The 26,958-nt window shown below is 44.6% G+C and carries 24 protein-coding genes and 1 pseudogene; 10 read left to right on the top strand and 15 right to left on the bottom strand.

What is annotated here, in order from left to right:
• Window positions 1–18: 18 nt before the first annotated feature.
• Window positions 19–774, bottom strand: a complete 756-nt coding sequence (locus BBG47_RS00540) for a cyclase family protein (protein WP_094183109.1) — start codon at window positions 772–774, stop codon at window positions 19–21.
• Window positions 775–1,046: 272 nt separating this feature from the next.
• Here BBG47_RS00540 and BBG47_RS00535 point away from each other — a divergent pair, with 272 nt between their 5' ends.
• Together BBG47_RS00535 and BBG47_RS00530 are read left to right on the top strand one after the other, a co-directional pair.
• Window positions 1,047–1,520, top strand: coding sequence for a GNAT family N-acetyltransferase (locus BBG47_RS00535; RefSeq protein WP_021254129.1), 474 nt, complete (start codon window positions 1,047–1,049; stop codon window positions 1,518–1,520).
• Window positions 1,521–1,971: 451 nt separating this feature from the next.
• A complete protein-coding gene (locus BBG47_RS00530) occupies window positions 1,972–4,014 on the top strand; it encodes an ATP-binding protein (protein ID WP_065290080.1) in 2,043 nt (680 codons plus the stop codon).
• A gap of 28 nt (window positions 4,015–4,042) precedes the next feature.
• On the opposite strand, the gene BBG47_RS29365 is transcribed toward BBG47_RS00530, so the two are convergent.
• Complete coding sequence (locus BBG47_RS29365; protein ID WP_139070660.1) at window positions 4,043–4,240, bottom strand: hypothetical protein; 198 nt, start codon at window positions 4,238–4,240, stop codon at window positions 4,043–4,045.
• A gap of 213 nt (window positions 4,241–4,453) precedes the next feature.
• On the opposite strand from BBG47_RS29365, the gene BBG47_RS00525 reads away from it, so the two are divergent.
• Genes BBG47_RS00525 through BBG47_RS00510 form a run of 4 tightly spaced genes read left to right on the top strand, consistent with a single transcriptional unit; the run spans window position 4,454 to window position 7,240 of the window.
• The gene (locus BBG47_RS00525) at window positions 4,454–5,371 is read left to right on the top strand and encodes an ABC transporter ATP-binding protein (RefSeq protein ID WP_065290079.1); all 918 of its coding nucleotides are present in this window, start codon (window positions 4,454–4,456) and stop codon (window positions 5,369–5,371) included.
• Window positions 5,368–6,117 (top strand): ABC transporter permease, encoded by a 750-nt coding sequence (locus BBG47_RS00520; protein WP_065290078.1) that lies wholly within the window; start codon window positions 5,368–5,370, stop codon window positions 6,115–6,117. Before BBG47_RS00525 ends, BBG47_RS00520 begins: the two co-directional genes overlap by 4 nt.
• A 13-nt stretch (window positions 6,118–6,130) precedes the next feature.
• Window positions 6,131–6,862: an ABC transporter permease gene (locus BBG47_RS00515; RefSeq protein WP_065290077.1), complete on the top strand. Its 732-nt coding sequence runs from the start codon at window positions 6,131–6,133 to the stop codon at window positions 6,860–6,862.
• 24 nt (window positions 6,863–6,886) lie between these two features.
• On the top strand, window positions 6,887–7,240 hold the full coding sequence (locus BBG47_RS00510) for a YxeA family protein (protein ID WP_065290076.1): 354 nt from the start codon (window positions 6,887–6,889) through the stop codon (window positions 7,238–7,240).
• Window positions 7,241–7,440: 200 nt separating this feature from the next.
• Here the strand turns inward: BBG47_RS00510 and BBG47_RS00505 are convergent, their stop codons facing one another.
• The 4 genes from BBG47_RS00505 to BBG47_RS00490 all read right to left on the bottom strand — a co-directional run bounded on the left by BBG47_RS00505 (window position 7,441) and on the right by BBG47_RS00490 (window position 11,845).
• Complete coding sequence (locus tag BBG47_RS00505; protein WP_065290075.1) at window positions 7,441–8,841, bottom strand: sensor histidine kinase; 1,401 nt, start codon at window positions 8,839–8,841, stop codon at window positions 7,441–7,443.
• A 4-nt stretch (window positions 8,842–8,845) separates the two neighbouring features.
• Window positions 8,846–9,571 (bottom strand): response regulator transcription factor, encoded by a 726-nt coding sequence (locus BBG47_RS00500; RefSeq protein WP_065290074.1) that lies wholly within the window; start codon window positions 9,569–9,571, stop codon window positions 8,846–8,848.
• Between the two features lie 220 nt (window positions 9,572–9,791).
• A complete protein-coding gene (locus BBG47_RS00495) occupies window positions 9,792–11,264 on the bottom strand; it encodes a stalk domain-containing protein (RefSeq protein ID WP_083189010.1) in 1,473 nt (490 codons plus the stop codon).
• 194 nt (window positions 11,265–11,458) lie between these two features.
• Window positions 11,459–11,845, bottom strand: a complete 387-nt coding sequence (locus BBG47_RS00490) for a winged helix-turn-helix transcriptional regulator (RefSeq protein ID WP_065290073.1) — start codon at window positions 11,843–11,845, stop codon at window positions 11,459–11,461.
• A 147-nt stretch (window positions 11,846–11,992) separates the two neighbouring features.
• Here BBG47_RS00490 and BBG47_RS00485 point away from each other — a divergent pair, with 147 nt between their 5' ends.
• Entirely contained in the window at window positions 11,993–12,805 is an 813-nt protein-coding gene (locus BBG47_RS00485) for an alpha/beta fold hydrolase (RefSeq protein WP_065290072.1), read from the top strand.
• An 87-nt stretch (window positions 12,806–12,892) separates the two neighbouring features.
• Here BBG47_RS00485 and BBG47_RS00480 read toward each other — a convergent pair whose 3' ends face one another.
• The 4 genes and pseudogenes from BBG47_RS00480 to BBG47_RS00465 all read right to left on the bottom strand — a co-directional run bounded on the left by BBG47_RS00480 (window position 12,893) and on the right by BBG47_RS00465 (window position 20,067).
• Window positions 12,893–15,256 (bottom strand): fibronectin type III domain-containing protein, encoded by a 2,364-nt coding sequence (locus BBG47_RS00480; RefSeq protein WP_254659708.1) that lies wholly within the window; start codon window positions 15,254–15,256, stop codon window positions 12,893–12,895.
• 217 nt (window positions 15,257–15,473) lie between these two features.
• Window positions 15,474–17,994, bottom strand: a pseudogene (locus tag BBG47_RS00475) (AAA family ATPase).
• Window positions 17,995–17,998: 4 nt separating this feature from the next.
• Window positions 17,999–19,270 carry a class I SAM-dependent methyltransferase gene (locus tag BBG47_RS00470; protein WP_065290070.1) on the bottom strand — a complete coding sequence of 424 codons (1,272 nt, stop codon included), beginning with the start codon at window positions 19,268–19,270 and terminating at the stop codon, window positions 17,999–18,001.
• Window positions 19,270–20,067, bottom strand: coding sequence for a nucleotidyltransferase domain-containing protein (locus BBG47_RS00465; RefSeq protein ID WP_065290069.1), 798 nt, complete (start codon window positions 20,065–20,067; stop codon window positions 19,270–19,272). Before BBG47_RS00465 ends, BBG47_RS00470 begins: the two co-directional genes overlap by 1 nt.
• 303 nt (window positions 20,068–20,370) lie before the next feature.
• On the opposite strand from BBG47_RS00465, the gene BBG47_RS00460 reads away from it, so the two are divergent.
• The gene (locus tag BBG47_RS00460) at window positions 20,371–21,681 is read left to right on the top strand and encodes a helix-turn-helix transcriptional regulator (RefSeq protein ID WP_065290068.1); all 1,311 of its coding nucleotides are present in this window, start codon (window positions 20,371–20,373) and stop codon (window positions 21,679–21,681) included.
• Window positions 21,668–22,474, top strand: coding sequence for a WYL domain-containing protein (locus BBG47_RS00455; protein ID WP_065290067.1), 807 nt, complete (start codon window positions 21,668–21,670; stop codon window positions 22,472–22,474). The genes BBG47_RS00460 and BBG47_RS00455 overlap by 14 nt, the downstream gene beginning before the upstream one ends.
• Before the next feature lie 112 nt (window positions 22,475–22,586).
• Here the strand turns inward: BBG47_RS00455 and BBG47_RS00450 are convergent, their stop codons facing one another.
• The 5 genes from BBG47_RS00450 to BBG47_RS00425 form a co-directional block, all read right to left on the bottom strand.
• Window positions 22,587–23,411 (bottom strand): ABC transporter permease subunit, encoded by an 825-nt coding sequence (locus tag BBG47_RS00450; RefSeq protein ID WP_065290066.1) that lies wholly within the window; start codon window positions 23,409–23,411, stop codon window positions 22,587–22,589.
• Window positions 23,404–24,309, bottom strand: coding sequence for an ABC transporter ATP-binding protein (locus BBG47_RS00445; RefSeq protein ID WP_065290065.1), 906 nt, complete (start codon window positions 24,307–24,309; stop codon window positions 23,404–23,406). Before BBG47_RS00445 ends, BBG47_RS00450 begins: the two co-directional genes overlap by 8 nt.
• Window positions 24,310–24,347: 38 nt before the next feature.
• The gene (locus BBG47_RS00440; protein WP_065290064.1) at window positions 24,348–24,674 is read right to left on the bottom strand and encodes a LytTR family DNA-binding domain-containing protein; all 327 of its coding nucleotides are present in this window, start codon (window positions 24,672–24,674) and stop codon (window positions 24,348–24,350) included.
• Between the two features lie 40 nt (window positions 24,675–24,714).
• On the bottom strand, window positions 24,715–25,239 hold the full coding sequence (locus BBG47_RS00435) for a tubby C-terminal domain-like protein (RefSeq protein ID WP_065290063.1): 525 nt from the start codon (window positions 25,237–25,239) through the stop codon (window positions 24,715–24,717).
• A gap of 565 nt (window positions 25,240–25,804) precedes the next feature.
• The gene (locus BBG47_RS00425) at window positions 25,805–26,035 is read right to left on the bottom strand and encodes a TM2 domain-containing protein (RefSeq protein ID WP_065290061.1); all 231 of its coding nucleotides are present in this window, start codon (window positions 26,033–26,035) and stop codon (window positions 25,805–25,807) included.
• A 302-nt stretch (window positions 26,036–26,337) separates the two neighbouring features.
• Between BBG47_RS00425 and BBG47_RS00420 the strand changes: the two genes are divergently transcribed.
• A complete protein-coding gene (locus tag BBG47_RS00420; RefSeq protein ID WP_065290060.1) occupies window positions 26,338–26,622 on the top strand; it encodes a hypothetical protein in 285 nt (94 codons plus the stop codon).
• Window positions 26,623–26,958: the final 336 nt, after the last annotated feature.

Genomic DNA, 26,958 nt, shown 5'->3' with positions numbered 1-26,958 from the left:
TTCTAGTCTCGTTGCCGTTCATTCGAAAATAGCAACCGGACGCGCCCAGCCTGCGCTCGCCTTTTCAACTTTTACCGGGAAGCAGCACACCTTAAAACCGAACGGCTTCGGCAGCTGTTCCAGATTCGCCAGCTTCTCAATCTGGCAATATTCCTGTTCTTGGCCGACAAAGTGAGCCGCCCATAACACTCCATCCTTCGGTTCACGCTTATACGCCTCAGCTTGAAGGTTCAATGGAATATCCCAGCCCCAGCCATCTGTACCTACTACCTTAATGCCCTGCTCAATCAGCCAACGAGTCGCTTCCGCAGATACCCCAGCGTGCAGAAAGGCATAATGCTCCTCATAGAGGCGCTTGTCCGCATCGGTACGAATAAGCACAATGTCATAAGGTTTCAGCGTGTAGCCGATCCGTGCCAGCTGAGCAACCAAATCATCCGTCGTAATCTCATAGCCGGTCGGCTTCTTGCTGAAATCAAACAGCACACCATCAGAGAAGAACCATTCCAGCGGGAGCTCGTCGATCGTTCTTGCCGGCTTGCCCTCCGAGGTTGGCCAGTAGTGCCACGGCGCGTCAACATGTGTACCGGCATGCGTGTTCAAGGTCACCGTTTCGGTAGCCCAGGCTTGGCTCTCTGGGAAATCATCTGGCTTAAGTCCAAGAATGGCGGCTGCCTGCTGAGCGCCTTCCTTGTGACTGGAATATTCAATCTTAGCCGGGAGCGGCTCGCAAATGCGCGGACTAATCGATACGCTTAAGTCTATCATCTTCATCTTCATTCCATCTCCTTCGAATGATCGGATATATCGAATGTTAGATGCAGCACGACTCGCAACGAGACGGAGCTCTATAACCAACAACTCTTGTCCTTACATTCAACAGAATGGGAATAGTATCCTCCATATATCAAAAAGGTTCATATTTCATCGGAGATGAATAGCTTCCTTGATTCAGGTTTTTATTGATAACACACATCCTAATTGCTACACTATTCCAAAAAGGGTTCTATCCCCATTCTTGTAAAAACAGAGGTGAAATCGAGAAGATGAACCAGCTTACAGTAGAACTGCAATTTTACAAGCCTGCATATTTGGAGGCACTCCAATCCTATCAACTCCCTGCGGAGCAAAAACAGTTTGCTGCAATGCCGAATCAACGATTGGATACCTCTGATGGTCAGCACCCTATCGTCATAACAGCTGGCAATCAGCCGGTAGGTTTTTTTGTATTGAATAAGAATGCAAGAGTTCAGGAATATTCCGAGAATCCACATGCGCTGCTGCTTACGTCCTTCTCTATCGATTATGCGAAGCAGGGGCAGGGATATGCTTCAACAGGGCTAGAGCTTTTGAAGAGCTTTATACCTGAACATTTTCCGGATTGCAACGAAATTGTACTGGCTGTGAATCATAAAAATATCCCTGCACAACGGTTGTACATCAAAACCGGATTCACCGACACTGGACAAAGATGCGAGGTCACCATTGACGAGCAATACATTTTCTGTTTATCAATATAATCTCCTCCTTCCCTAGCACGCGATCCGCGGCATGCAGTATGCTCGAACGCGTGCAGTTACTTTCATGTGGCATCTTCTTCTAATCTCCGAATATAACGATGAGTTTGCTAAGCAAAAAAGAGGTAAACAGGATAATTCCCGTTCACCTCTCGATTCATTAAAAAGGGAGACTATTCTTGAATACTCGTTACTACACCGTCATCCAGATAAATATATTTAAAACCATTATAGACCCACTGTTCATGAATATAATAAAAAGAACCGAGGATGCTCAGGAAATACTCCTGATACCGCTCGGTTCTACACAGTTATGATGTTAAAGCTAATCGATAATATACTCCTCAAGTATGCTCTCTACACAAGCAGTCTGTTGTCTTATCAATATTGCCAGATGAGAAGGGAATCGTTAACATGAGATATAAATGAATCACAAGGAGGCGCAGCCGATACCGTGCAGCTCCATTGGTTGGAACATACCAAACCATTCATCGGGCGCAGCAAAGAAATGAGTCACGTCATCGACTGGCTCGACGATCCCCAAGCCCCTTCCCGTATTCTATACATATCTGGCATGGGCGGCATAGGCAAGAGCTCGCTCATGACGGAGATGATGCTTGCCGTTCAGCAACGACATTGGACGAGCATCTGGCTGGACGGACGCTCATGCTTGACAACGCCCGTAGGATTTTTCGAATACTTAGCGTCCGCCATTCAATTAGAACGATATAATCGTCAGCCTGTCGATCCGCTCGAAGTACTTATTTCTGCTCACGCTTCCCATCGCATCGCTATCTTTATTGACAATTCCGAGCATATATCACTGCTGGAAGGCTGGATTATGAATGCATTTTGGCCAAAGATGTCGTCACAGGGTGTCCTCCTCGTATTCGCCTCACGCTCCCCTATCCCACTTGTATGGAAAACGAATCCGCACAGGGGGAGACACATTACCGAATTGCCGCTGGCCCATTTTTCGTTTGCGGAGACGATGGACTATATTTCACACACAGGTGCATTCTCGAAGGAGATAAGCGGGGAAATTGCTCGGAGCTCAGATGGCCACCCGCTCGGTCTGGCACTTGCAGTAGAAGCTGTTCAAAAGAAACAAGTGCTGTCGAACAAGGATACGAGTATTGTCTCCCAGACGATCAGCGCCCATTTACTGCGTGAACTCACAACCGATGAAGTTCAGCCATGCGTCGATGCATTGATCGTGCTGCAGCAAGCCAACCAAGAGATGCTCTCGAAGTTCCTGGGGCGCCCTGTCACGATTCAGCAATATCGGCTGCTGCAGAGCATGTCTTTTATTCGAACCGTTCCTGATGGCATTGCTCTGCATGATATTGCCCGTATGCATCTGCATCGGGATTTCCGAGCAAGAGAGCCCGAGCGATTGGAAGAGCTTCGAACGAAGGCAGCCAAGCTTCTCTATCAGCAATTTCGCCATGTAGATCTTCATCATAGGCGCGAAATAGCGGCTAAGCTGCTCTATTTGTGCAAGGATACCCTCCAATCTGATCGCCTGTATGCAGACTGGACGGTAGACTCGCCTGACTCGCCGCTCGAAATTGTGACCGAAGCCGATCTGCCTGTGCTGTATGAACTGCTGGATCAGTGGTGCGACTACAGCATCGATCCATGGCAGCGTAGCATCTACCATCAATTTATGGATGAACTCGTTGAACAATTTCCAGAGAGTATTGTGGTTCTGCGCGAAGCGGATGGCAAGCCTATCGGCATGTTCATGTTGCTGCTTATGCATCGGGATACAAGCCGACTGATGGAACAATACATACCTTCCGAACTTCATGAATGCTTCACGCAAGAGGAACTAGCCTACAGCGCAGATCAGGCGGATACGTACTACGCTGTCTTAGCAGCAGCTACAGACAAGCATCCCATGTTCACTCGAGAAGAGATCGTCGGCCTGCTTACCCGAGATCGGCTCTCCTTACTTGGTCAAGGCTCACGCGCAGTGCTGGTTGCCACCAATCCGAATTTGAAGACATTCCTGCAGCAGGTTGGGTTCCAGCTTCGTCCCACACGTACAAGGAATTGTGATACTTCATACGCAAGAGCGGATATTTTGGAGCTTGATCTAAGACAAGAACGATTCGGGGAATGGATCATGTCCTTCTTCACGGAGCAGACAAGCAATTCCAGCGAGCAAGGAAGCACGATCACCGTACAAGATGTTCGGAAAATGCTATCCTGCCTGCACGAGCCCGGCAAACTAAATCACTATACCCGCTTCTTTCCTACAATTGCGAACGGAGTCGCTCTGCAAGCACGCTTGCTATCTATCCTTGAGCACAACACATACCGCCTTCAAGAGCAGGATCTGCTTCTCCTAAATACGGCCTACAACTTGCATCCTCATAATCACATCGCTGCTTCGCTTGCCTGCAATATGAGCCGCGCCACCTATTATCGCTATTTAAACAAGGCTGTTCAAAATATGACCGAGATGATGAAAAGCAAGGGACTTCATTAACAGCACAGCAGGGCCTTGGGCTGATGATTCAATACATCTCAGCCTTAAGGCCCTCCTTATGTATCTTGACCTCTTCCCGCAATTCCTGCAGAACGGCCTCCTCATCTAACCCTAACTGCTCGATAATGTCCTCGACACGAACGACCACTTGTTTTATCGACATTGAACTCATATCTACTCCTCCATCTCCCATATCTGTTCCATCTGTTCCATCTGTTCCTCTCATCTTCAACCTCGTACATTCGAGAGTACTTTCTTGTTGCCTTTACTATAATTCAGAAGCCCGGTTCCTTCGTCTCAACTTTTTCTCATCTTTCTTACATACACCATCATTTAAGGTTGGCGTAAGGTAAATTTCAGCCTTATGAAAGGTTCGGGACTTACAGTTGAAGCATGAAATCATAATTTGAATGATACGAAATGGAGTTGAAGATACTCGATGAATACCCAACCCGTCGTTGCTACTTGCGGCCTTTCGAAATTTTATAACCATGTATGTCGGGTGAACAAAATTGACCTTGAGGTTCCTGAAGGCGAAATATACGGCTTCCTCGGCCCGAATGGGGCGGGAAAATCCACAACCTTGAAGATGCTGCTTGGTCTTGCCAAGCCCACCGATGGCCGCATTACCCTATTCGGTCAGGAGCTCGGCAAACATCGGCGTTCTATCCTTAATCAGATCGGTTCCTTGATTGAATCTCCTTCTTATTACAGTCATTTGACTGGACTTGAAAATATGAGGGTCATGCAGACATTACGCGGGGTTCCAAGAAAAAATATAGATGAGGCACTGAAGATTGTCCGACTTGAAAACCAGAAAAACAAAAAAGTAGAGCATTACTCACTCGGCATGAAGCAACGGCTGGGTATAGCTATGGCTCTTATCTCCTACCCCAAGCTGCTCATATTGGATGAGCCTACAAACGGGTTAGACCCTGCAGGCATCGGGGAGATTCGCGAGCTGATCAAATCAATGCCGCAGCAGTACGGAATCACCGTGCTTCTGTCCAGTCACCTGCTCTCTGAAATTGAGCAGATCGCCACCTCCGTTGGCATTATTAATGACGGCAATCTACTCTTCCAAGCGAAAATGGAGACGCTGCAGGAGCGAAATAGATCGTCACTCGCAATTCGAACGGGCAATAATGCCGCAGCCGCAGCATGGATGCAAACTCAGGGCTATATGGCCAGCCTGCAGGACGAATGCTTACAGATCGAGCATATGAGCGATCAACAAGTGGCGAGACTGAATAAGGAACTCGTGCTGAACGGTATTGATGTTCTTCGTATCGAAGAACGCAAAAGAACACTGGAGGATATATTCTTGGAGCTTACCGGAAGGGAGAGGAGCTTATGATTAGAGCTTTGTCCCTAGAATATTTCAAGCTTCGCCGCAAGCGTATCTTCGCAATGGCAGCCTTATTTCTGGGTGCTCAAATGCTATGGGCGTTGGTATCAACAACGATGTCGATCGCTCGTAATCCCAGCAGCGCGGACTGGAAAACGATAATTGCAACAACATCTTCCATGAACGGCTTATTTCTCCCGATTATCTCGGCTATCGTCGTATCGCGCTTGTGCGACATGGAGCACAAAGGAAACACATGGAAGCTGCTAATGGCAACGCATATGAATCGGAACAGCATCTATGCTGCCAAATTCATATGCGCTGCATCGATTCTCTTCCTTTACCTCGTCCTGCAGGCTGGCATTATTTTCGCGTTCGGCATGATGAACGGTTTCGATTCGATCCCGCTGCGGCTGCTCATTTTGCATATTGGAGGAGCACTTCTGACAAGCATAGCCATCATTGCCTTGCAGCAATGGATTTCCCTTATCGTAAAGAATCAATCCTTTGCCCTGTGCCTAGGCATGATTGGCGGTTTTATTGGCATGACAGCGGATCTATTTCCTGCATTCGTACGCCGGATATTTATATGGTCTTACTATTCCGGACTGTCTCCTGTCTCCTATCTATATACAGAGAAAACCGCAACATACGTGATGCAGCCGCCAAGTCCCATTCTGATAGCTGCGGTGCTGCTCATCGCTGCCGCATGTTACGCGGCAGGCAATATACATGTTTCTCGCAAGGAAGTATAGGAGGTTAATCGATATGTTACGAAGCGTTTCCGCCGAAGTTCTGAAGCTGCGGCATTCTCGAATTTGGATCATTCTTGTTGTTCTTCCCGTTATTAGTCTTGTAATTGGCTGTGCGAATTATTATTTCAATCGAGAGGTTCTGCAGCAGGAATGGTACAGCTTGTGGACGCAAGCTGCTCTCTTTTATGGCATGTTCTTCCTCCCTGTGCTAATCGCTATCTGTTGTGCCTATGCATGCAGATTAGAGCATATGAACCGGAACTGGAATGCTGTACTGACGGCCCCTGTATCCATTGCCAGCGTCATCATAGCCAAGCTGATTGTTGTTGGAGCGCTCCTGTTTTTTGTTCAGTTGATATTTTTCACTCTATATTTCGGTACGGGGTATTTGCTTGGTATCTCCTCGGCCTTTCCTCCCGATGCGATAGGATGGATATTTCGAGGATGGATATCCTCTCTCGCGATAGCTGCCATCCAGCTTGTGCTCTCGCTGCGAATCCGCAGCTTTGCGGCGCCGATCGGCATCTGCTTATGCGCTGTTTTCCTTGGGTTGGGGCTGTATGTCGCGAAGTTCGGCATGCTGCTGCCGTATTCCATGCTGACGATTGGTATGGGTGTAATCAGTCAGGAAAGTCTAAATAGTGCGGAGCTTATCCAATTCTATATGATCAGTGGCATTTATATTGTTCTATTCACTAGTCTCGCCATTCGCAGCCTGCAGAGGAATGATGTCATACAAGCCTAATTCGCTCCAGAAAGGGAATCTGAAATGAAAAAAATAATTCTTATCGCCGTGCTGTTGTTCGCAGCCGTCGTAGCATTCGGTATATTCTTCCTTGCTCCGGAAAGACTAGCGCCGGACAACCCGGAAGGGAAGACGATATATTATGTACAAATCAACAGTAACGAAGCGATGAAAAACAAGAACGGCAGATATGAATACAGCCTCCTCGCTTTTGATAGCCAAGGGAGTCAAAAACAACTGGACTTTACCACCAGCAAGCAATTACGTGAAGGAGCTTATCTGGAGCTGTATACGACAAGGCTTCGAGGTGTTACCTATTGGCATGAAGTTCCCTATGACACTCTTCCCGAGAACATAAGGAGAACCTATAAGCCATAGTAGTTTTATTCAACCAAGGGCCGCTCTCTGGATCATACGCTGATCAGAGAACGGCCCTTTTCGTGATTGCTTAACTGAGTAGCATATTAGCATATTCATTGATCAAGAACGTTGAACGTCATGATGTATATTCCATAAATACTAGAACACCATTATACAATTCTACTAACTGTCTATGTTCGTCTTTATGTTAGCTTAGATTAGCTACTAGCTGCCTTAGCCGAACAGCTTGGCAGCTCAATTGTAGCGCACATGCCCTGCCCCGTGTCACTCTCCAGCAGCAGCTGTCCGCGATGTGCTTCGGCAATTCTAGCCACCATAGGAAGTCCCAAGCCATGTCCGTTCTGTCGCAAGTTCTGCCTCTCCGAGGAGTATGGCAGCTTCAACAGATCCTCCAGCGCTTCACGCTGAACTCCTACTCCGTTATCCATTACCGTAAACTGACAAGCCGAACCATCAGCTGATTGATTGACAAGGAGCGAAATGCCGCAGCCATCGGGATTATGGTCGATGCAATTCTGCACCAGATTCGTGATGGCACGAAGCATCAGCTTGCGATCGACTTCAGCCTGAATATGCTCTTCCTTGATCTGCAATTCAATCGCATACCGCTCATCCAGCCCTTGATTCAGAAAGTCCACAGCAACCTGTCTGGCTAGTGCCGCCAATCGCATAGGCGCCATGTTCAAGGGCTGCATCTCATACTCCAGCTTAGAGACCAGATTCAAGTCACTGACGAGAGACCGCAGCTTCTCGCCCTGCTTGCGAATGATCGCCGCCTGCTGCCTCTGCTCCTCAGGCATCTCAGCATGTTCTTCCAAAGCACTTGCATACCCAAGAATCATGGACAGAGGCGTGCGAATGTCATGGGAAATTCCCGCAATCCAATTCGACCGCGCCTCATTGCGAGTACGAAGAGCCGCCTGCCTTACTCGCAGCATCTCAGAGGTATCATTGATGCTTCGCGCAAGATTGCCGAATATCCCCTTCTCTTCTGCACGGACGGCCTCTTCCTTGCCTAGCGCGTTAACAACGCCTGTGAGCGGCTTCAATGATCGGGCAAGCCGAGTACCAATTATGATAGCCAGCACGCAGCCGAGTACGATGTTTGCTAGCAACAGGAATAAGGCTTTCTGGGGTAAAGAACGTATCCATGGCACGAGAAAGTCGAAATGATACTTCGCATAGCTATCCTTCGGATAACCAAGTACGACCAGTCCATCTGTATGTTCCCATACGTATACCGGATGCTCCTGCAAAAAATGACGGGTGAACTTGGCAACCTCGGTTAAGGAATACGCACGCGGGACGTCTTCAGGCAGCTTGTAATCCCATATGACTTGGCCGCCTTCATCAAGCAGCATCGCCCATGCCTCGGTATCCTCCAGCATCTGGCGGGAGGATATGTCTAATACATGTGACTGTCCATTCCGCTGCAAATGATTCGCAACATACTCCACGGCATGCTGTGGAGATTGTCCGGCGTTAATCTCTTTGAACACGAAGAAACCGAGCATAACCAAATTCAAAGTAATAATTCCGGCAAAAATGACAAACGTAACGCCCGTAAACCGGCGAATAAGTCGGATAATATTATCCATCGTCCTATGGCTCCTTCACCATAAGCTTATATCCGAGCCCTCTAACCGTTAGAAGACTACAAGGCTTGGAAGGATCCACCTCGATCTTCTCCCGAATTCGCCGGATATGCACCATTAACGTATTTTCATAACTGGCGCCATCATCGCCCCAACCGGCCTGGAACAATGCATCAGTCGTCACAATACGTCCTCTATTCTCATATAGCTTCATAAGAATGGCATGCTCCTTGGCCGTAAGCGGCTGCTCGCGTTCTCTATCCCCATCAGTCTCTCGATACACTACAGCGCTCTCTAAATCCACTGTACATCCTTCCAAGTGGAAGGTCGGCAACCTCTCCTCCTGATGCGTCTGGTACACTCGCTTCAAAATGCCGTTCAGACGAAGAATCAGCTCCCTTGGCAAAAAAGGCTTCACAATATAATCATCGGCTCCTAGACCTAATCCGAGCAGCCGATCCTCATCCTCGCCCCTCGCAGACAAGAACAGCGCCGGCATGCTGGAGAATTGGCGGATGGCCGTCAGTAGCGCGAAGCCGTCCTGATCTGGAAGCATTACATCCAAGATGGCTATGTCAGGCTTGTCCCTGCGGCACGCGGCTAGTGCAGATTTGCTGTCGGATGCCGTATAAATTCGATAATATCCCTCTTTGCGCAGCAGCATATCGATCATGGTTCGAATATCAGGTTCATCGTCCACAATAAGTATTTTTTTGCTCTTTAGATTGTCCACACTGCTCCCCTGCCTTTTCTTACGATAAGTAGTTCGTTAAGCATATCATTGGGTTGGAATCGACCGAGGGAAAATAATATCTTCGACAAGAAGATGTATATAACCTGCATAACAGAGACTACTCCAAGGGATCGAGATGAAGCTTGAGAACACTCATTTTATTAAAAAAGAGCCTTGCCCGGTATTTGTCATAACCGGAGCAAGACTCTATTCATACTCCCTATTTCATCGTAATCGAAATTTTATCTTCCTTTTGCACCCATTCTGCCTTCGCTCCCAGCTTCTCGCTAATGAAGCGAAGCGGCAAATAAGAGGTTCCTTTAATCGCAAAAGGCTTGTTGTCCAACTGAACTTCCTTGCCGTTCAGCGTCATTGTCCCCGACTTATAGTTGACATCAATGGTCAATTCCGCGCTGCCAGTACCCGCATTGGAGCGGCTGACCGTGACAACCTTGCTTAGTATATCAAACTTGATCGTGGCACCCAGCTTCTCGAATATCGAACGAATCGGCACGAAGGCTTGACCGTTGCGAATAACAACGCCGTTGTTCATCTTAACAGTCTCTCCATTCAACACAAGCGATACCGCACGGTGTACCGGCACGGCCTGCGCATGCATAAACTCATAGTCCCCGTTTCCCAAATCCGCATCATTGTTAACGCCCCAGCCCCATAGAGAGCCGTCTGCCTTCTGCATGATGATATGTCTCCAGCCAGCCTTTACCGAGCTGATATTCGAAGCAATAAGTTCAAACTTGGCGCCGCTTGACATCGATTCGGTTTCAATAGACGCTTGATATACGTTTCCGCCATTCGTGAGCGCAATGATTGAACGTTCCACAACATACGCTTCTTTCACATCAGAGATATTCTTCAACTGAATCGGCTTCGGATTGTCATGAACCGTCGTTACGTCGGACACCCCCGTCCACGTACCACCCCAAAACCAGAGGCGAGATGCAGAGTCGATTGCCAGATTCGCTTCTCTATTTGAATAGATGGATCGGATCGCAGCCAAACCATCAACTTGCGAAGGAGCTGGGGTGCTTCCCGCCGGAAATTGAAGCGGCCAGCTCCACACCGTGCCGTCCTTTTTAAGCACCAGCCCGCTCGCCACGGACTTCACCTGAGGTAAGGAAGCAACCTTCTCAAACGAAGTTAATTTATTCGTTCCCTCCCATACAGTACCGTCCTTCTTCAGGAAAAACCATCGTTCCGGGTTCGGATGTTCAGGGGAGTACGCAGCTATTTTTTCAACCTGATCGATGCCGGACAGCTCCTTGAATTGAGCATTGTCTTCGTCTGCAACAATATAAACTTTTCCATCTGCATCAATAGCTAAATCGCCATTCCAGAAAACCATATCATTTATGCCGCTTACGGGGTGAATCTTAATTTCTGGCGATATCGCGCTACCTTTCAAATACCATACCTTCTTGTCATCCGTCACCACATAAGGGCCAACGATCCGTGTTACTGGGCCAACTCCATGCAATTGAGTCGGCACAGCCTGATAATTTCCCCACACCCAATAGGTTTTGTCTTTCTTAATTAACGAGTTCGATCCATATTCTTGAATTGCGTTGCTTGATTTCTGCTCTGCCGATACGACGGATGCATTGGATACTCCAATTATCCCTAAGCTCAATACCGCCGCCAGCATCCATTTTCCCGCATTTATAACGTTTTTCATGTATACGATTCCTTTCTCTATGAAATTGAAAGTTCTCTATCCATCACTAGACCATATTCTACCATCACCTCGGCGTGATTTTCCACAGACTTTATGGCACAATTTCATGAAGCTCCGCCTACTATATCTGTAAAGGAGCCAAAGTATCCTGGCATTCTTACATTTTGCCTCTCTCTCTCGATCGCCACATGGCACTAAAGGTCAGTTACCATGTTATTCTCTGCTGGGATCCCCTCTCGCGGATTGGACAGCTGGAATAGCTCCCCCCACTCCTGCAATTGATCGATGATTGGCTTTAATTTCATCCCAAGCTCAGTTAATTCGTACTCTACCTTAGGCGGAACTTCAGGATACGCATGACGATGGATGATTCCCGCAGACTCTAACTCCTTAAGCTGTTCCGCAAGCATTTTATGATTAATGCCAACAATCCCTTTCTTCAGTTCCCCATAACGATGCTTGCCTGCAAACAGTTTGCAAATAATAGTCGGCTTCCAGCGCCCCGAAATGATAGAGACTGCCAACTCGATTGCACACTGGTACTGCTTTCCGTTCATTTCATACATAGACGGACTTGTCATCTCATACTCTCCTTACGGTAAGTATTTCACCAAAAAGTGCGTACTTACATTAATTACGTTCATAAATTATGATTAGCATCGAAAAGATAAGCGCCAATCAAAATGATCAGTCGACAGTCTCAATATATCATATGGGCGGTGGATGAAATGGATAAAATTGTGAAGAAGGATTCTGTAGAGGTGTTATATTCCGTTGAAGGCAGCGGATCAGGCTTATTGCTCATCCATGGGACAGGAGCAACCCATCAATTGTGGGAAGAATTAAGTCATACCCTGTCCTCCCACTTCACCGTCATGTCACCCAACTACGGTCAGTTGGGAACAAACTCACGCCTGGAGCTGGACGATGTGGTGGAACAGCATCTTGCCGTCGCTTCCCAGGAAGGATTCGAGCAATTTCATGTCATTGGCTACTCGCTAGGAGCAGAGATTGCCGCAGCTCTGGCAGCCAAATACCCAATGCGCATACAGTCGCTTACGCTGGTTGCAGGATGGGTAGAGTCAGACGTGTCGGTACATTTCCAATTCGATTTATGGCACAAACTACTCAATTCCGATCGTACCGCATTCGCACAATTCCTAATGCATACCGGCTACAGCTCCGATTATTTGCATCGGTATACCATTCATGAGTTGCTGGCGATGGCGGATGATCTTGCTCAAAATCTTGCGCCGGAGATGAACCATCACATCGAACTTGATACCCGCATCAATCTGCGTCCGCTCCTAGGCAGTATTACCGCTCCAACTCTCGTTATTGGATTGACCCATGACCGCATGGTGCCTGTTGAGCAGACGAAAGAACTTGCTGCCCTGATCTCCGGTTCACAGTACCGTGAAATTGCTTCTGGACATTTGATCGTCACGGAGAATGGCGTCGCTTTGCTAGAAGAACTGCTGCTCTTCCTCGCTCAAGTAGATGGGCGGCTTAGATCAGTGCTTGACGGTATTGTGCATTAAAACAACCCACTTCTAACAAAAACGATAATGGAATGAAAAAAGATGACCTCTGAGTAAATTCAGAAGTCATCTCTGTTTTGAGTGTGATTAATATTCTTCTTTTGGATTAGAGTGGTTCTCATCTCCACTATTACTAGTAGAGCCACCATCCGCATCATATCCATTCACTTCGAAGGTAATGATTTTGTCAAAGAATACATATTCCTTACGGTTCTTAAATGGCCCTTTATTATTATTATGCTTGTCAAATGCAAACATCACGGAGCCATTTCCAGAAGCTCGACCTTCATACCATGCAATAAATGCGTTTACTTCCTTCATAGAAAGATCGAATTCTTTTGATATCCCATTGTTTAAAACAATATTTAATAGAGCGCGATTCCCATACTGATCTTCGTCAGTCCCTGGTGGTGTAACTTCAACTGAGTTCGGAGTAGCAGATGCTTCATTGGACTGCCCAATCTCACCTTGTGGACTAACAGCAGTTACTACATAATAGTATATAGTACCGTTGGTTACTAATGAATCGACGTAGTCATAAGTGCTCCCTGTAACAGTTGCAATTGTCTTGTATGAGCCTCCTGCAACAGTGCTCCGCATGATGTTATAACTAGGTGCACTATTAGTGCTATTCCAATGTAGTGATACTTTTTTATTACCACCCGTCGCAGTTAATTGAATGGAAGCAGGATTTGGTTGTTCTGCTGATTCTCCAAACACATTCCATTCCATAATTCGCGTACCGGACGAGTACTTCAATACTACTGTTGTAACATTTTTAATTTTTTCAGGAAGTGTTTCCACTTTATCATTTACTAAAGGTTTATACGAATACAACAAATTATTATTTACATCATAAAATTCCATATTACCTAGAGCATTTGCATGTAAAATAACAGCCGAAACTTCTACCGGTGAAGCAAAGGAGTACCATGCCATCTCTCCATTAGCGATGTACGATCCAGTTGAGGGGTCATTATCCGTATACTCGCGAACCGTCTTTTTGGGTTTAGTTAGTACATCGCCAACATTGATGTGGACTCCGTCCAATAACCCACCCGTATACTTCGTTGCATTCGGCGTGACGCTTATTTCTTTAGAATCCCCACTTTCCCCTACTTCATTAACTGCAGATACAACGTAATAATAGGTTGTGCCGTTATCTACTGTTCTGTCAGTAAATGATGTACCAGATACCCCCGAAGCAATCGTGAAATACTTACCTCCTGAAGAGTTGGATCGTTTTACATTATATGATTTCGCCCCAGATTGAACCCACTCTATTAAAACGAGTTTGTCCCTGCCTTCTTTCCATGTAATGGATGTAGGAGAGGGAGCGGCAGAAGGAACGGAATAGACATTCCATTCTTTTACTTGTTTGACCCCACTACTATTAGGCCCCGGTTTCAGAACAACTGTGGAAACATTTTGAATCACGGATGGAAGTGACTGAATGCCATCGTTATTTGCCAATGGAACAGACTTCAATAGCTTGTTGTTGGCATCATAAAACTCCACCACGTTATTTAACCCTCCGTCCACAAGAACGGATGATATCTCCTCCGGAGATGCAAACGTATACCATGCTGTGCTCTCAGTTCTAAAATATTTACTCGTTGAAGCATTATTATCCGTCATACTGCGTTCAGTTGATGTAGGACTAGCTAGTGAATTCCCCACACTAATCGGTAAACCGTCCAACAATCCGCCCGTATACTTCGTTGCATTCGGCGTGGCGCTACTTTTATCGGCGGAATTTACGCTTTCCCCCGCTTCGTTTACAGATGACACGGCATAATAATATGTAGTTCCGTTGTTAACCGATTTATCTGTATAAAAAGTATCCGTAACATTAGAAGCAATTACCTCAAAGGAGCCACTTGGAGACGGTGAACGTTTAACAGTGTATGTCTTTGCTCCAGTAGAAGCCCACTCCAAATATACAAATTTATCACCGCCCTGAATCCAAGTGATATTTGTAGGTGAAGGTGCAGCAGAAGGCTTAGTAAATACATTCCATTCCTTTATACCGCTGCCTTTTTCCGGTTTCAATACTACAGTGGATACGTTATGAATGACTGATGGTAGAGACTGAATTCCATTATTGTTTACGGCGTTGTATGTAAGTAATAATTGGTTGCTGGAATCGTAAAATTCCATAGTATTATTTTTTTGGGTGCTGTAGACGACAACAGCTGAAATTTCTTGTGGCGTTGAGAAAGTATACCAAGCCACACTCTCATTTCTAAAATATGTTGTTGACGATGTATCATTATCCGTCATTTTTGAGTCGGCTGTTCCTGAAGATGGTCCAACAATCGTACCGATTTGAATAGGTACATCGTCCAATAATCCACCTCTAAACGGGCTTGATGCAGCATTTGCCGGACTAATTGCAATCATGCCCAACATAATCATAAGCATCATAAAAGATAGACCTAATTTTTTCACTTTTTAGTTCCCCCTAGAATATTCTTTACTTTTCGAGCTGCTCTAGAGGTTAAATTATCATCAAATTGCATTTATGTCTAAACATAAAATTGAAAATATTGTAAGTATACACATTTAATTTAATTTATTTTTATGTGACAAACTAAACTGGCAAATAGGCAAACCGTCCAGTTCCTCCAATGAGACTGAACGGCGATCACCTAATCAAATATGCGACTTACAATCTTGGATCAAGCTCTTTCTCTCTGCCTACTTCAAATAATAGGTTTGCAACCAGTTCCTTATACTCCGCATGCTGAGGTGTTATCTCATCAAGCTTTACAGCAAGCATTCGCTGTCCCAGACGATACTCATTGAGCGATGTCTTCAGCTTCTGGCGCACGTTTTTCTGCTTGATCAGCTTATTGTACTTATGCGGAAATTGATAATCATAGCCGTAAACAAGAGACAAATAATCTGCGTTTCTGACCTTCATATAAGGTACGGCATTGTTTACCGTACACTCTGGTTTCATGACGACACCCTCCATATGTTTCTCCGTTGTCAGCTTAGAGAAATAGCGCTCTGCTTGCTCAACACAATCTGGCTGTGTTAGATCCACAATTACGTATTCGTCGTCAGACAAGAAGCTAAAGATCGCAGATGTATTCTCAGTTGGAATCCGTTCCTCGCCCGACTCATCAATCACTTTAAGCAGGCCAAACGGTTTATATTCCAATTCCCCGTCCTCCGCGTACAGTCCCAGCTGCTTCTGATAAGTCTCGTATGCTTCCTCATGCTCGCTCAGCGTGACATGCGTCTTGAGCGCATCGTGAACATGCTTATAGCTCTGATAGATAGGACTGCCGTACTTTTCACTAAGAACCGCTTTCGACATATGATACTGGTCTTTTTCAAATTCCGTACTCCGATACGTCTCCGCAAGCTTCCCCCATGCAGTTTCAAAACCTTGCTGCTGTAAAAACTCAAGCTCGCTCTCCAAGGCAGCAGCTCACCGTCCAACAGAAGCATCGCGATCTGGTTCTCTTCCATAAAAGCCCGGAATCTGTGAAGCAGTTGCTCGTATACGTCTGTTAGATCCACTTGCTTGACTCTATATCCGTTCCGGCTCACTGCGAAACATTGCTCAACGTCACGATACAGATAAATATTACATCTCGATCCCATATATTTAGGCTGCAACACTACCTTCTCTACTTGATGTTCTGCAAAATAATCCAATCCCCGCTTCAACGATTCCAGCTCATGCGCATCTACATCTTTATCCGAAGGCGACATCGTTCCAGATATGAAATTAATCTGATTCCGTGTACAGTAATGCAGCCTCCGTACTTCCTCATCGTTTAGATCCTGCAGAGATACTTTCCGCTGAACTTCGAACAGTGTCGACAGCTCATCTTCCATAATCGCTTGCTTGGCAGGATGCGATTTGTAGAATGGCTTGTAGGAGATACTTACAGCGGTCAATCGATTGCCATGCACACTGCCCGTGTCTACGTGAATTTTGTTCTTGATTCGGAAGGCTGTCTTGGCCGCCACATGGCCGAATATATGATAGGGCTGATTGCTAACCGCTTCTTCTTGAATAAAGCGCAGCTGTTCTTCGAGCGGTGCATCCCGATCAATGCGGAAATTACGCTGACGACGAACGGCCTTCCCATCCAGCTTCCCAATATACTTGTTCCTGCAAGGTGCGTGGGTCACATAGAACGATGGCGCATGAGGTGAACGATATTGATAGAACGGCTGCGATAGGGACACCAAGTGATTAAATTTATCCGACAGTTCTCGATCCCCCATTAACACCTGAATCGAATCAAAATACGTGCGTACCAGCTCCTGTTCAACACCACTAACCTCCCCCTGCAAGTACTTGTATACGAAGTTCTCATGGTTTCCGAGCACGAACCGGAAGTGCTCCCGATTGTCATATAAAAAGTCGATGGTTGCTTTGGTCGCTTTGCCTTTATCAATCCAGTCTCCTACCAAAATGATGTCCATATCCTGCACCCGCTCCGTGGCGCTGAGCTTGCCGTCCTCAATTCGGTAGCCGCAGCTGCGCAGCAGCCCTTGCAAGTCATGAATGCATTCATGCACATCGCCGACAATCGTATAATTGCGTTCATTCGGCAGGAATGTAGCTGCATATTCGCCGCGATTTTGAACAGTGACGCGGTATTCCGGATGAGCAGCCCCCTGTTCAAGTAAGTAAAAGTCCTTGCTGCGCACCCGATGGATATTGGCATATCCTTCACGCGCAAGAGAACCGAGCACATCCTTTTTCAACCGATTCATATGGTTCGTGATCAGTCTCTTCGAACGCTCTGATGCATAATAGTCCTCGCGCTTGCGGTAGTCGAAGAGGATGACCTCTACGTGGTAGTGATTGCGGTCAGCAATCTCTCGAACCTTGGCCCTGAAATCCTCGGCTAGTCCGGTCGTATCCAAAATCACGAACTCGGCATTCACCGGAAAAGAAGTGACCATGTCCAGCTTCGTATATAGCAGATTGAAAGCTTGGGCGCTGGCCTCCAGCATTGATCATATTTATCATAGTCGTGACCGAGTATTTCTTGCCGCATGCTGTCCGAGGACAAATATTGCACATTCATTTGCATGGCCCCTGATGCATCTCCACTTAACTGCGGCATCAGCACTTCCTTGGCAAACGTCGTCTTGCCGCACTCCGTCGGCCCAATCATCATATAGATCGTATGAACGTTAGTGACAAGCTCCACATTCTTACCCTCCCTTCCTGATAACGACGCCTTGTGTTGTCGGTATTCCATTCACGCGATCCCCGATCGCTACGAACTCGTATGTGTATGCCGCTCCATAAGCGCTCATCGCTTCAGCAAACCAAGCTTCGAATTCCTCTCTTCCCATTTCCCAGCGGTGGTCAAGGTGCCGGAACTCCGTCAGTTCGTAGTAGACGTTAAAGTCTGCATTCGGCGTCGTAATGACGAAATGTTCAAAATCAATATTCGTGCAAATCGACTGAATCAGATGCTTCGCTTCTTCCTTACTCATATGCTCAATCACTTCTGTCAACATCACATCGACCTGCTCCCCGTTGTAATGCTCCATGAAGTGCTCAAGCGACGGATAGGTTACAATGTTATCCCGCTCCTTGGACTCGGCCTTCCGTTGTACAACCGCAAGCAAATCTTCATTAATATCGATAGCGTAGTAGCTGCTGCTCTCCACTTTCGAAGCGTATGGTATTGCATAGAATCCCTCGCCGCAGCCAACATCGAGAATCGATTTGTTGAAGGGCAGCATGCCTGCAATGAAATTTCTCCGCTGCATTGCAGTTCCGCCGTACTCGAACTGGATCGCATAACGATCGTTGCGTTCCAGTTCCACTTTATGTTTGCGGAAATCCTGCTTCGAGGACAAGAAGATGCGTGCGAACAGACTGCGAATATAGTACGGGGCATCGATAATGTTCATGCTCTTCACATATTTCACGATCATACTGTCCGAAATATCAAGACTCTCATTGCCGAACATAGACAAGAATAAGCACAGCACACTCACGACATGAAGCAGTTCGTGCAGGCTTCGCTGTGTCGTTATCTTGATAGAATAGCTCTTATCCGTCCTGTGATATAGGTCGAAGGTATATGCTGTTACATGTTTTTGAAAAAAGTGAATGTACTGCATGCGATCCACATGAATCATGTTGATGGTAAAGGAGTGCTTATAACCCGCAACATCCTCTTCACTCTGCGCCTTGAAGGGTGCCGAGAAAAATTCGCCAATCGCATGCAGCGGGAAAATCGGCGTATTATAGCGGGATACGTTCAAATATTCAAAAACTTCATCCTTATGCTGCTTATAGGAAACCTCATTGTCCGCATCCTTGAAATAAACGTTATACTTCGCTGCATCGCTGTACCAGCCGTATGCCATCCCCTTGCGAATCTGTCGCAAGATCATTCCGTTATGCGGATTTTTCCGAATGAGAAATGAAAACTGTGGATGCGTTGACGATAATTGCACGATTGCCATTATGCTTCTTCTCTCCTTACATCTGCGGTTGTAATCGACCTGCGGAATAATTCATCAAGCCGTGCATCATATCCGCCTGCTGCAACAGGCTGTTGTGCGGCAATCCGTTCATAGTATCCGATGGATTGTTCGATAAAGGCATTGATGACTTCGATTCTAGGCTCCATATTCAACTCTTCTCCCGCGATCTTGCGTGCAAGCAATTGTTGAATAGCGGCATGAAGTTCGCTGTTCGCCGGCACAAGCCGATCTACCAGCACTGGGAATTCAATAGGTGGCATCTCGTGATAACGCTCAATCCACTGGCAGGCCAGCAGCGGGCGCAGCACGTAAAAGTACTTTTTGATCTTCACGGACTCCCTCTGCAAATACTCCCTGTAGTTTCCTGTGGCCATGTGCAAATAGTGATACATACAGGCTCTCGGAGAAAAGGTATAGGAAGATAGAACACGTATCTGCTCCACTACATCCGATTCTTCCGCATATACAATTGGAGATTGCAGCCATTCAAGCAACGGCGGATTCGACTTGCGGAATAAGGATAATGCTTTCTTCATATCCCAACCATTGATATCCAACATATTGCTGATCGGCCGCTCAATCACGTCTCGTTTTTCGAATAAGGATAGATAGCTGTCCATAGGCCTTACATAGATGAATCGAACATCATAATCGCTATCCCTCGATGGAAATCCCCAAGCCCTGCTGCCTGATTCGCAAGCATATACTATTCGTACCTGTTCTTCTGTCTCGATATTTCGTAACGCATCTATAATTTGCTGCCGTATATTTTCCATATAGGTTTGACTCCTTCCCTATCAAAACTATCCCTTTGCAAGCTGCTCTTTTCGGTGTATCACTGCTTCGATTGATTTCCATCCTTCAACGCATGGTACTTAGGGTTTCCAGCATTTTAGCCATTCCCTAACCGTTGAACGGATACGCATTGCTTTGTGCATTCATCATCTCTTATTTCCGGTTTTGCGAACATGGCGAAAGTATTACGACCTACCGAGATTATTTCGTGCTTCCGCAAATGTTTACCTGATACAATAAAAGAGAACTGCATGGGTTACTTGGGAGAAGGAAGGAGATTCGACGTGGCTAAGGAGAGTTTCGATAAGGAGATTCAGTATTTGCGCACGCTCATGCTGATGAGAGGGGCGTTCAATAGACAGCAGCTTGCAGATCGGCTGGGCATTTCCGTACATACATTGGACAAAACGGCTCGACGCTTGAAAGAAGTTGCCGCTGCCTCAGAGGTGCAATCTAAGCATGCCTCAGAAATGGAGCTGGCAGAAGCTGTTCATCAACGTAATGACGATTCATCCGATCCTGCCCTATTGTTCTTGTTTCGAGCCAAGTCATTGAAGGAATCCGAATCGGTTCGGATATCGACTATTTTGGAGGCGCTTCAGGAGCAATCTATGTCCGCTATGGAGCTTATGGATGAATGCTGCGGCAGAACGCCGGAAGAGCTGCCGATGCCCGATGAGAAGACAATTCGAAGCGACCTGAAATATTTGGAGTCGGTTGGCGTCATACGCAAAGCGAATGCATCCCGTCCATATCGCTATCGCTTGAACGATGAGCTCATACAGCAACTATCGGATGAGGAGCTGCTTGATTTATACGATTTCGTGGATGTAATGGCGAACACGCAAGTGCCTTCTGTCCATGGCTATTTGCTGCGGGACAGCTTGAAGAAGCAATTGCTGCTTGATCATGAGGGGCAATATCTTACTGACACCTTTTTATATAAATATCACTATCATTTTCGCATATTGGATGAGGCCCATCTGTTTACCTTATTAGGCGCGATCAACAAGCGATGCAGAGTGCAATTCCAATACTTCACGCCCAAGGCAGAGAAGAGCTATGCCGCGCAGCAGACGAATCCGCGCTTCGAGAGGGAAGGCGTAGGAACTTGGCATAAGGCTCTGCCCTTAAAGATTGTATATGACCATCAATATGGAAGATGGTATATGCTTAGCAGCGATAGAGAGGGTATCCGCAAGTTCCGCATGGAGGGCATGACCCACATTGAAGAAGTGGAGGATGTATCCGAGGACGTATTTCAGATGAAGACAGCGGCGCTCATGGAGAAGCTTCAGTACAGCTGGCTTATCGATACCGGACGGCCCGTGAAGGTGCGTGCCCGCTTCTTCAGTCCTCGCCCAGGAGAACCGGACTTCATTAAGCAGCGGGTACTGCTGCAAGGGCAGTGGGGGGAAATTGTTGAGGAAGATGATCAATCCTTCCTATACGAAATTACGGTGAATGGAATTATGGAGATTAAGCCTTGGCTGCGCAGCTTCGGATCGAGCTGCGAAGTGCTTGAACCCAGACATCTACGCCGTGAGCTGATAGAGGAATGGAAGGAGATTGCTGCTTACTATGAACCCATTTGAGAAAATCTTTGGCTATCAAATTCTATCCCGACTCGAAGATGCAGGTACATTCGTGGTCACCTCCCATGAACGGGCATGGTTGAAGACGATGCTCGCGCATCCAGCAGCGAGCGAGGCCTTCTCGGAAGATACGATAACCAAATTACATGAAATCCTGTCTTCAGAGAACCTCATGGATACCTCCCATAATCTTATTGAGAAGGCCAAAAGCAAGGAAAAGCATGTCTATCATCCGATGCTGCGGCCGCTCCGCAGGTACATCTCTTCCGGAACAGGGATACGCATCAGCTACGCAATCAAGGGCGGTCGCATCAACGAGGAGCATGAGGGCCTTCCATATAAATTAGAGTATTCCATTATTAAGCGAGAATGGTACCTGCTCTGGTACCATCGTCAGCACCGTGGTCTCATGAACACCAAGCTGCGCAATATTACATCATTGACGGCAGAATCGATCCCGCCTGCGGAAGCGGAGTACATTCTAACGAAGCTTGCCCGCTTGCGCGATCGTCGCAAATCTGAGGTTGTGATTGAGGTCATCCGTGAATATAACCGCGAGCTGTCGCGCATCTTGTATGCCTTCTCCTGCTTCGAGACGGAGGTGATGTACGATGAGGAACAGCGCAGCTACCAGATTCGAATCCGACTGCCGTGGAATGAGCATGAGTTCCTCTTGTCCAAGATACGCTTTCTCGGCAAGCGCGTCCGTGTGAAGGATAGCGCATACCTGCAGAAGCGCATGCGCGAGACGGCCGCCATGGCACTGGCGAGGTATGAAGAAAACAGTGTATAGACCTAAGATGGTGTGGGGTGGGCTCTCGCCAATCCTACACCAGAAGGTGTTCGTTTGTATAAATAAGCTGTTCTACTGTTGGATATAATGCTGGAAAGCCACCTTTAAATACTTAGATGCTTCTTTTTTTAAAAATATATAGAGAAATTATTAGAAAAAAGAAACTATAAACGAATATAATCATAACAGAAAAAAATTCGTTCCCCCCTATTGTTGGAGCACCACCTTGCACATATTTAGCTAAGTCTGTGTTGGTAAAAAGTATGTATTTTGCATAAGGATACTTATTGATAACAGAAGCTATCATTCCGCCTAAAATAGAGGTGATGATTGACAAAGTAGAAGCTAATCCACCGGACTTTAATAAGGTAGATACCATAATAGATAAAGAAATATAGGGAATATTCGAGATAAAATGGTATAGATAAAGCTTCAGTGTAATGTAATATAGTTTTTCCCCCGCTACTTGAGTTTCAAAGCCATGAATGATTATACCAACTAAATAAGAATAACTTATTATAATCATATAAAACAAAATATTAAGAATAATAATTGTGGAAAATTTAGCAATTAAAATTTTCTCTCGTTTAAACGGTCGTACAGCTAAATATTTTATAGTCCCCCAAGAATATTCGTTGGAAATGATACTACTGGCCATAATAATCATTACGATATTAATAACCCAAGTTATGGATATACTTTTTTTTACAAACCCCAAGACTGAATGTATTTCCGGGGATGAAATACTATTATGCATAAAATCCTGATATACTGCTGTTGAACTACGTAGAACCTGTTGTTGTGTTTCCAGATCCCCCAAAGTCTTTGCTCCTGAAATCGTCACTAGGCATATAATAAATATAAAAAAAAACCACAGTTTTCTATTCTTGATGGTTTTATATAACTCACCCTTTACAAGAAGACCTACATTACTCAATGATATTCCCTCCAACCACCGCCATGAACCTCTCTTCTAAAGAATTTCTTTCCCGTTTCACCTCGAACACCTTAATTTGGTTTTTCAATAGATATGCTAATAAATTTGGAACGGAGTCTCGTTTCATCAGTACTGTAAGTTTACGATCATGGGGATTAATTAATATATTATGATTCTCCGGAGGAAGAAGTCTTAGCACATTATCAATACTATCTACGTAGAAACTTGTTCTAACAGGCGCATCCTCTATTCCGCTCAAGTTAAAGTCGTCTTTCACTTCTCCGTTTTTCATGATAACTACTCTGTCACAAAATAATTCAATTTCAGAAATCAAATGGCTAGAAATTAGAATGGCTACTCCTGTATGTGTAGAAAGTTCTCGCAACAATACCCTAACTGATTTTATCCCTTCCGGATCCAAACCATTAAAAGGTTCATCTAAAATAAGTATGGATGGTTTATGCATTAATGCTTGAGCGATTCCCAATCGTTGTTTCATACCAAGTGAATAGTGTTTCACTTTTTTTTGCAGCACCTGAGTTAATCCTAATTTGGAGGCAACTTCCTCAACATCTTTAATTGGAATCTTAGATAGTTGGGCAAAATATATTAAATTTTCTTTTGCTGTAAGTGAGGGGTAAAAACATGGGGTTTCGATAACGCATCCGATATTTTTTATAGAGTCTTCAAAATAAGAAGTGATAGGTTTACCATGTATCGTTACTTCGCCGCTCTGAAAAGAAGTTAATCCTACAATCATTTTCATCGTGGTCGTCTTTCCTGCACCGTTCGGACCTAATAAACCAACAATTTCTCCGGACATTACTTGAAAGGAAACGTCTTTGACTATATCTTTGGATTTTATTGATTTTGTTAGATGATTTACTTTTAAAGTCATGAAAACCTCCCTGCAGTAAATAATAAAGTGTATTTTCCTTATAAAAAGCTCTCTAAATGCTCCTTTACAACCAATGCCTGTTTATCATTTGGAAAATTTGCCTCATAAGTTTTTTCGTTTAATAGTTTTAACCCTTCAAGATAATCTTTATTTATGATAAAGGAACGATGTGATCTTATGAAATTTGGAGGGAGTAAAGATTCAAGTTTACTAAGAGGTATGTTTGTAATGATTTCATCTTTATCGTTAATAATAATATACGTTCTATTATTAAATCGCTCAATAAAGAGTACTTTGGACAAGTCAATTATTTTGATAGTTCTCTTTTTTCTTATCACCAGTTTCCCATTATTTATTCGAAACATTTTGGTTTAACCTCCCTTCTATTATCATTTGAATAATTTTTCAATCCCTCAGCGAAAATAAATAGTAGATACATGACAAAGTATAGACATCAATTTCATCATCTAAAAGGTCGATCGTAATCGTCCGAGGTGGAACAACCTTATCGTAAGTAATCAAAGCTATATCTTTGTCAGATGAATTTTTTAACTTAGTTGTGCGATCCATAAAGTCCTTTTTTAACGAGTAAACCCTGTTATGGATAACGAACTCCATGCAAGGATTTGTTTTAACCATTGTTTTATCTTTCAGTACAAATTCTCCGTAATTTTTAGAATCTACGTTCCATTCCGACCTAATCATCGTCTTGAGTGACCAAACTTCAACAGCCTTGCTCATAGACATTCCTTCCTTATTAAAAACTTCAACATTAACTAAATAATCACTAAAAATATTATCTGCAAAATAATGAAACGTACTATTATAGTGTCTTTGAATATCACCTACTCGATTGCCACTAGCATCAGTTAAAGCGAATTTTTTCCTACTCTTACGATAAATCGGGGTTACATAATGAAAACGAGTCATTAGATCACCACTTTATAGGTTTATGTATATCTGCAACTCATAACAATATCTGGATTAAAAAATTCGATATGTACACTTCAAGAAATGCACTAATTAGAAGAAACAGGATTACAGTTGGAATTACGTATTGAAGGGTTCTCTTATAGAAATACAATAAATGAATTTTCGTGGCTCTACCAGTAACGTATTTAACATATAAACTTACGTGACTTATCGTATAGCTCAGAAGAATACAGCCGATGAGCATTTCACAGAATCCATGAGTGAAGGAAGAAAAATAATATACGATAGGGGAAATTCCTGCTGATGCTGGCCCCATTGCAATGATGATCGGAATTTTAATAATGAATATAATGGACAGTCCGACGCACGACAACATGAAGCCCAAAAGAGTATAAAGCAAGTTGTTGAGGAAAATAAATACAAACTCTTGCGCCCCCATATTTACTATTTGATGCGACATCGACGAAGAAGTAAGGGGCGTAAAATAATTATATCCGACAATAAAAATACAGGAGAACATCGCATAAATGAAAATGAAATTTCTGTCATGTCTCATAATCTATTACACCGGAAAGTTATTTGCATTAATTCGATCTGCTGTCTTAAGAGCATCAATAATAGCATACATCCAGACAAAAACCATAGCGAATAAACCAATAATAATGGACGACAACATAATAGCAATACCATTCAACAGTAAAAGAATGATTCCCTTCTGTACTCTCCCCAAATATAAATGACCTAGGCCAGGAAGAATAAAAGACAGCACACCTGCCAACCATTTCTTCTTCATAACTACTCTATCATCTCCTTTAGATAAATTTTCAGAGACTAGTACTTAAATTGACTTGACTCTAGTTTATTATACCCAAAATATAACTTATTTGTTAATAGTACTAAAGTAACATTTCAAATATTAACCATTTTAATTATAATCATCCTTTTTCATAAGTTGAATCTTGTCGTTCATCATCAGTTTCCTTACTTTTAGACATGTAAACCGTACTTTAAGTGCTTAAATGATTTTTTCTAAAATTCCCATATTACAATTTGTTTTGACGACGTCAACTACCATTTGTGAGAGGAGTCTTTTGAATGCTGTATAACTTTTTCGTTTCTGGAACAGGTGAAGTAGGTGTTGCACAATCTATCATTGGTGTCCTCAAGAAGCGTTTTGATATCGCAGGAGATGTAACTCGTCTTCTTGATAATCTGATTTGGAAACTCAAAACAATTTATCGTTCTTTTGACGGCAATTTCTCTTGGGCCGATCTTGGTGGTGCACTTCTTGATTTGGGTCAATTAATTTTGACCTTTGTTCCTTCTACTAAAGTTTGGAATATCGTTCAGGCCCTCTGGGATATTTCCTCAATTTTGTAAGCAGAACAATATGTAGCTGAATTCGATTGACGTCGTCGTTTCCTGACAAATTGCGGTAAGTAACAATAGTAAAGCGACTCTGACAATAGAGTCGCTTTTTTATGTATTGTCTTTACAAAGTACAGTTCATTTTATTACTTATCCATATTCCCAATCAATTTGACATAGACATATATGAACTGATTTGATGTAAATATAGCTACGCAATTACAAATCATACTTTAGAGAAGGGATTTATTTACTCTGTCACTACTCAAGGCTTGATGTCAAGAAACGTAGGTTGATATGGTTGATACCGCTCTATGGCATCGAGTTGGACTTAGGTGTGTCGTTAGA

This window comes from Paenibacillus sp. KS1 (assembly GCF_001680695.1).
GTDB lineage: Bacteria > Bacillota > Bacilli > Paenibacillales > Paenibacillaceae > Paenibacillus_B > Paenibacillus_B suaedae.
Note: the sequence above shows the minus strand (reverse complement) of the source record. Positions and strands in the feature narration are given on the sequence as shown.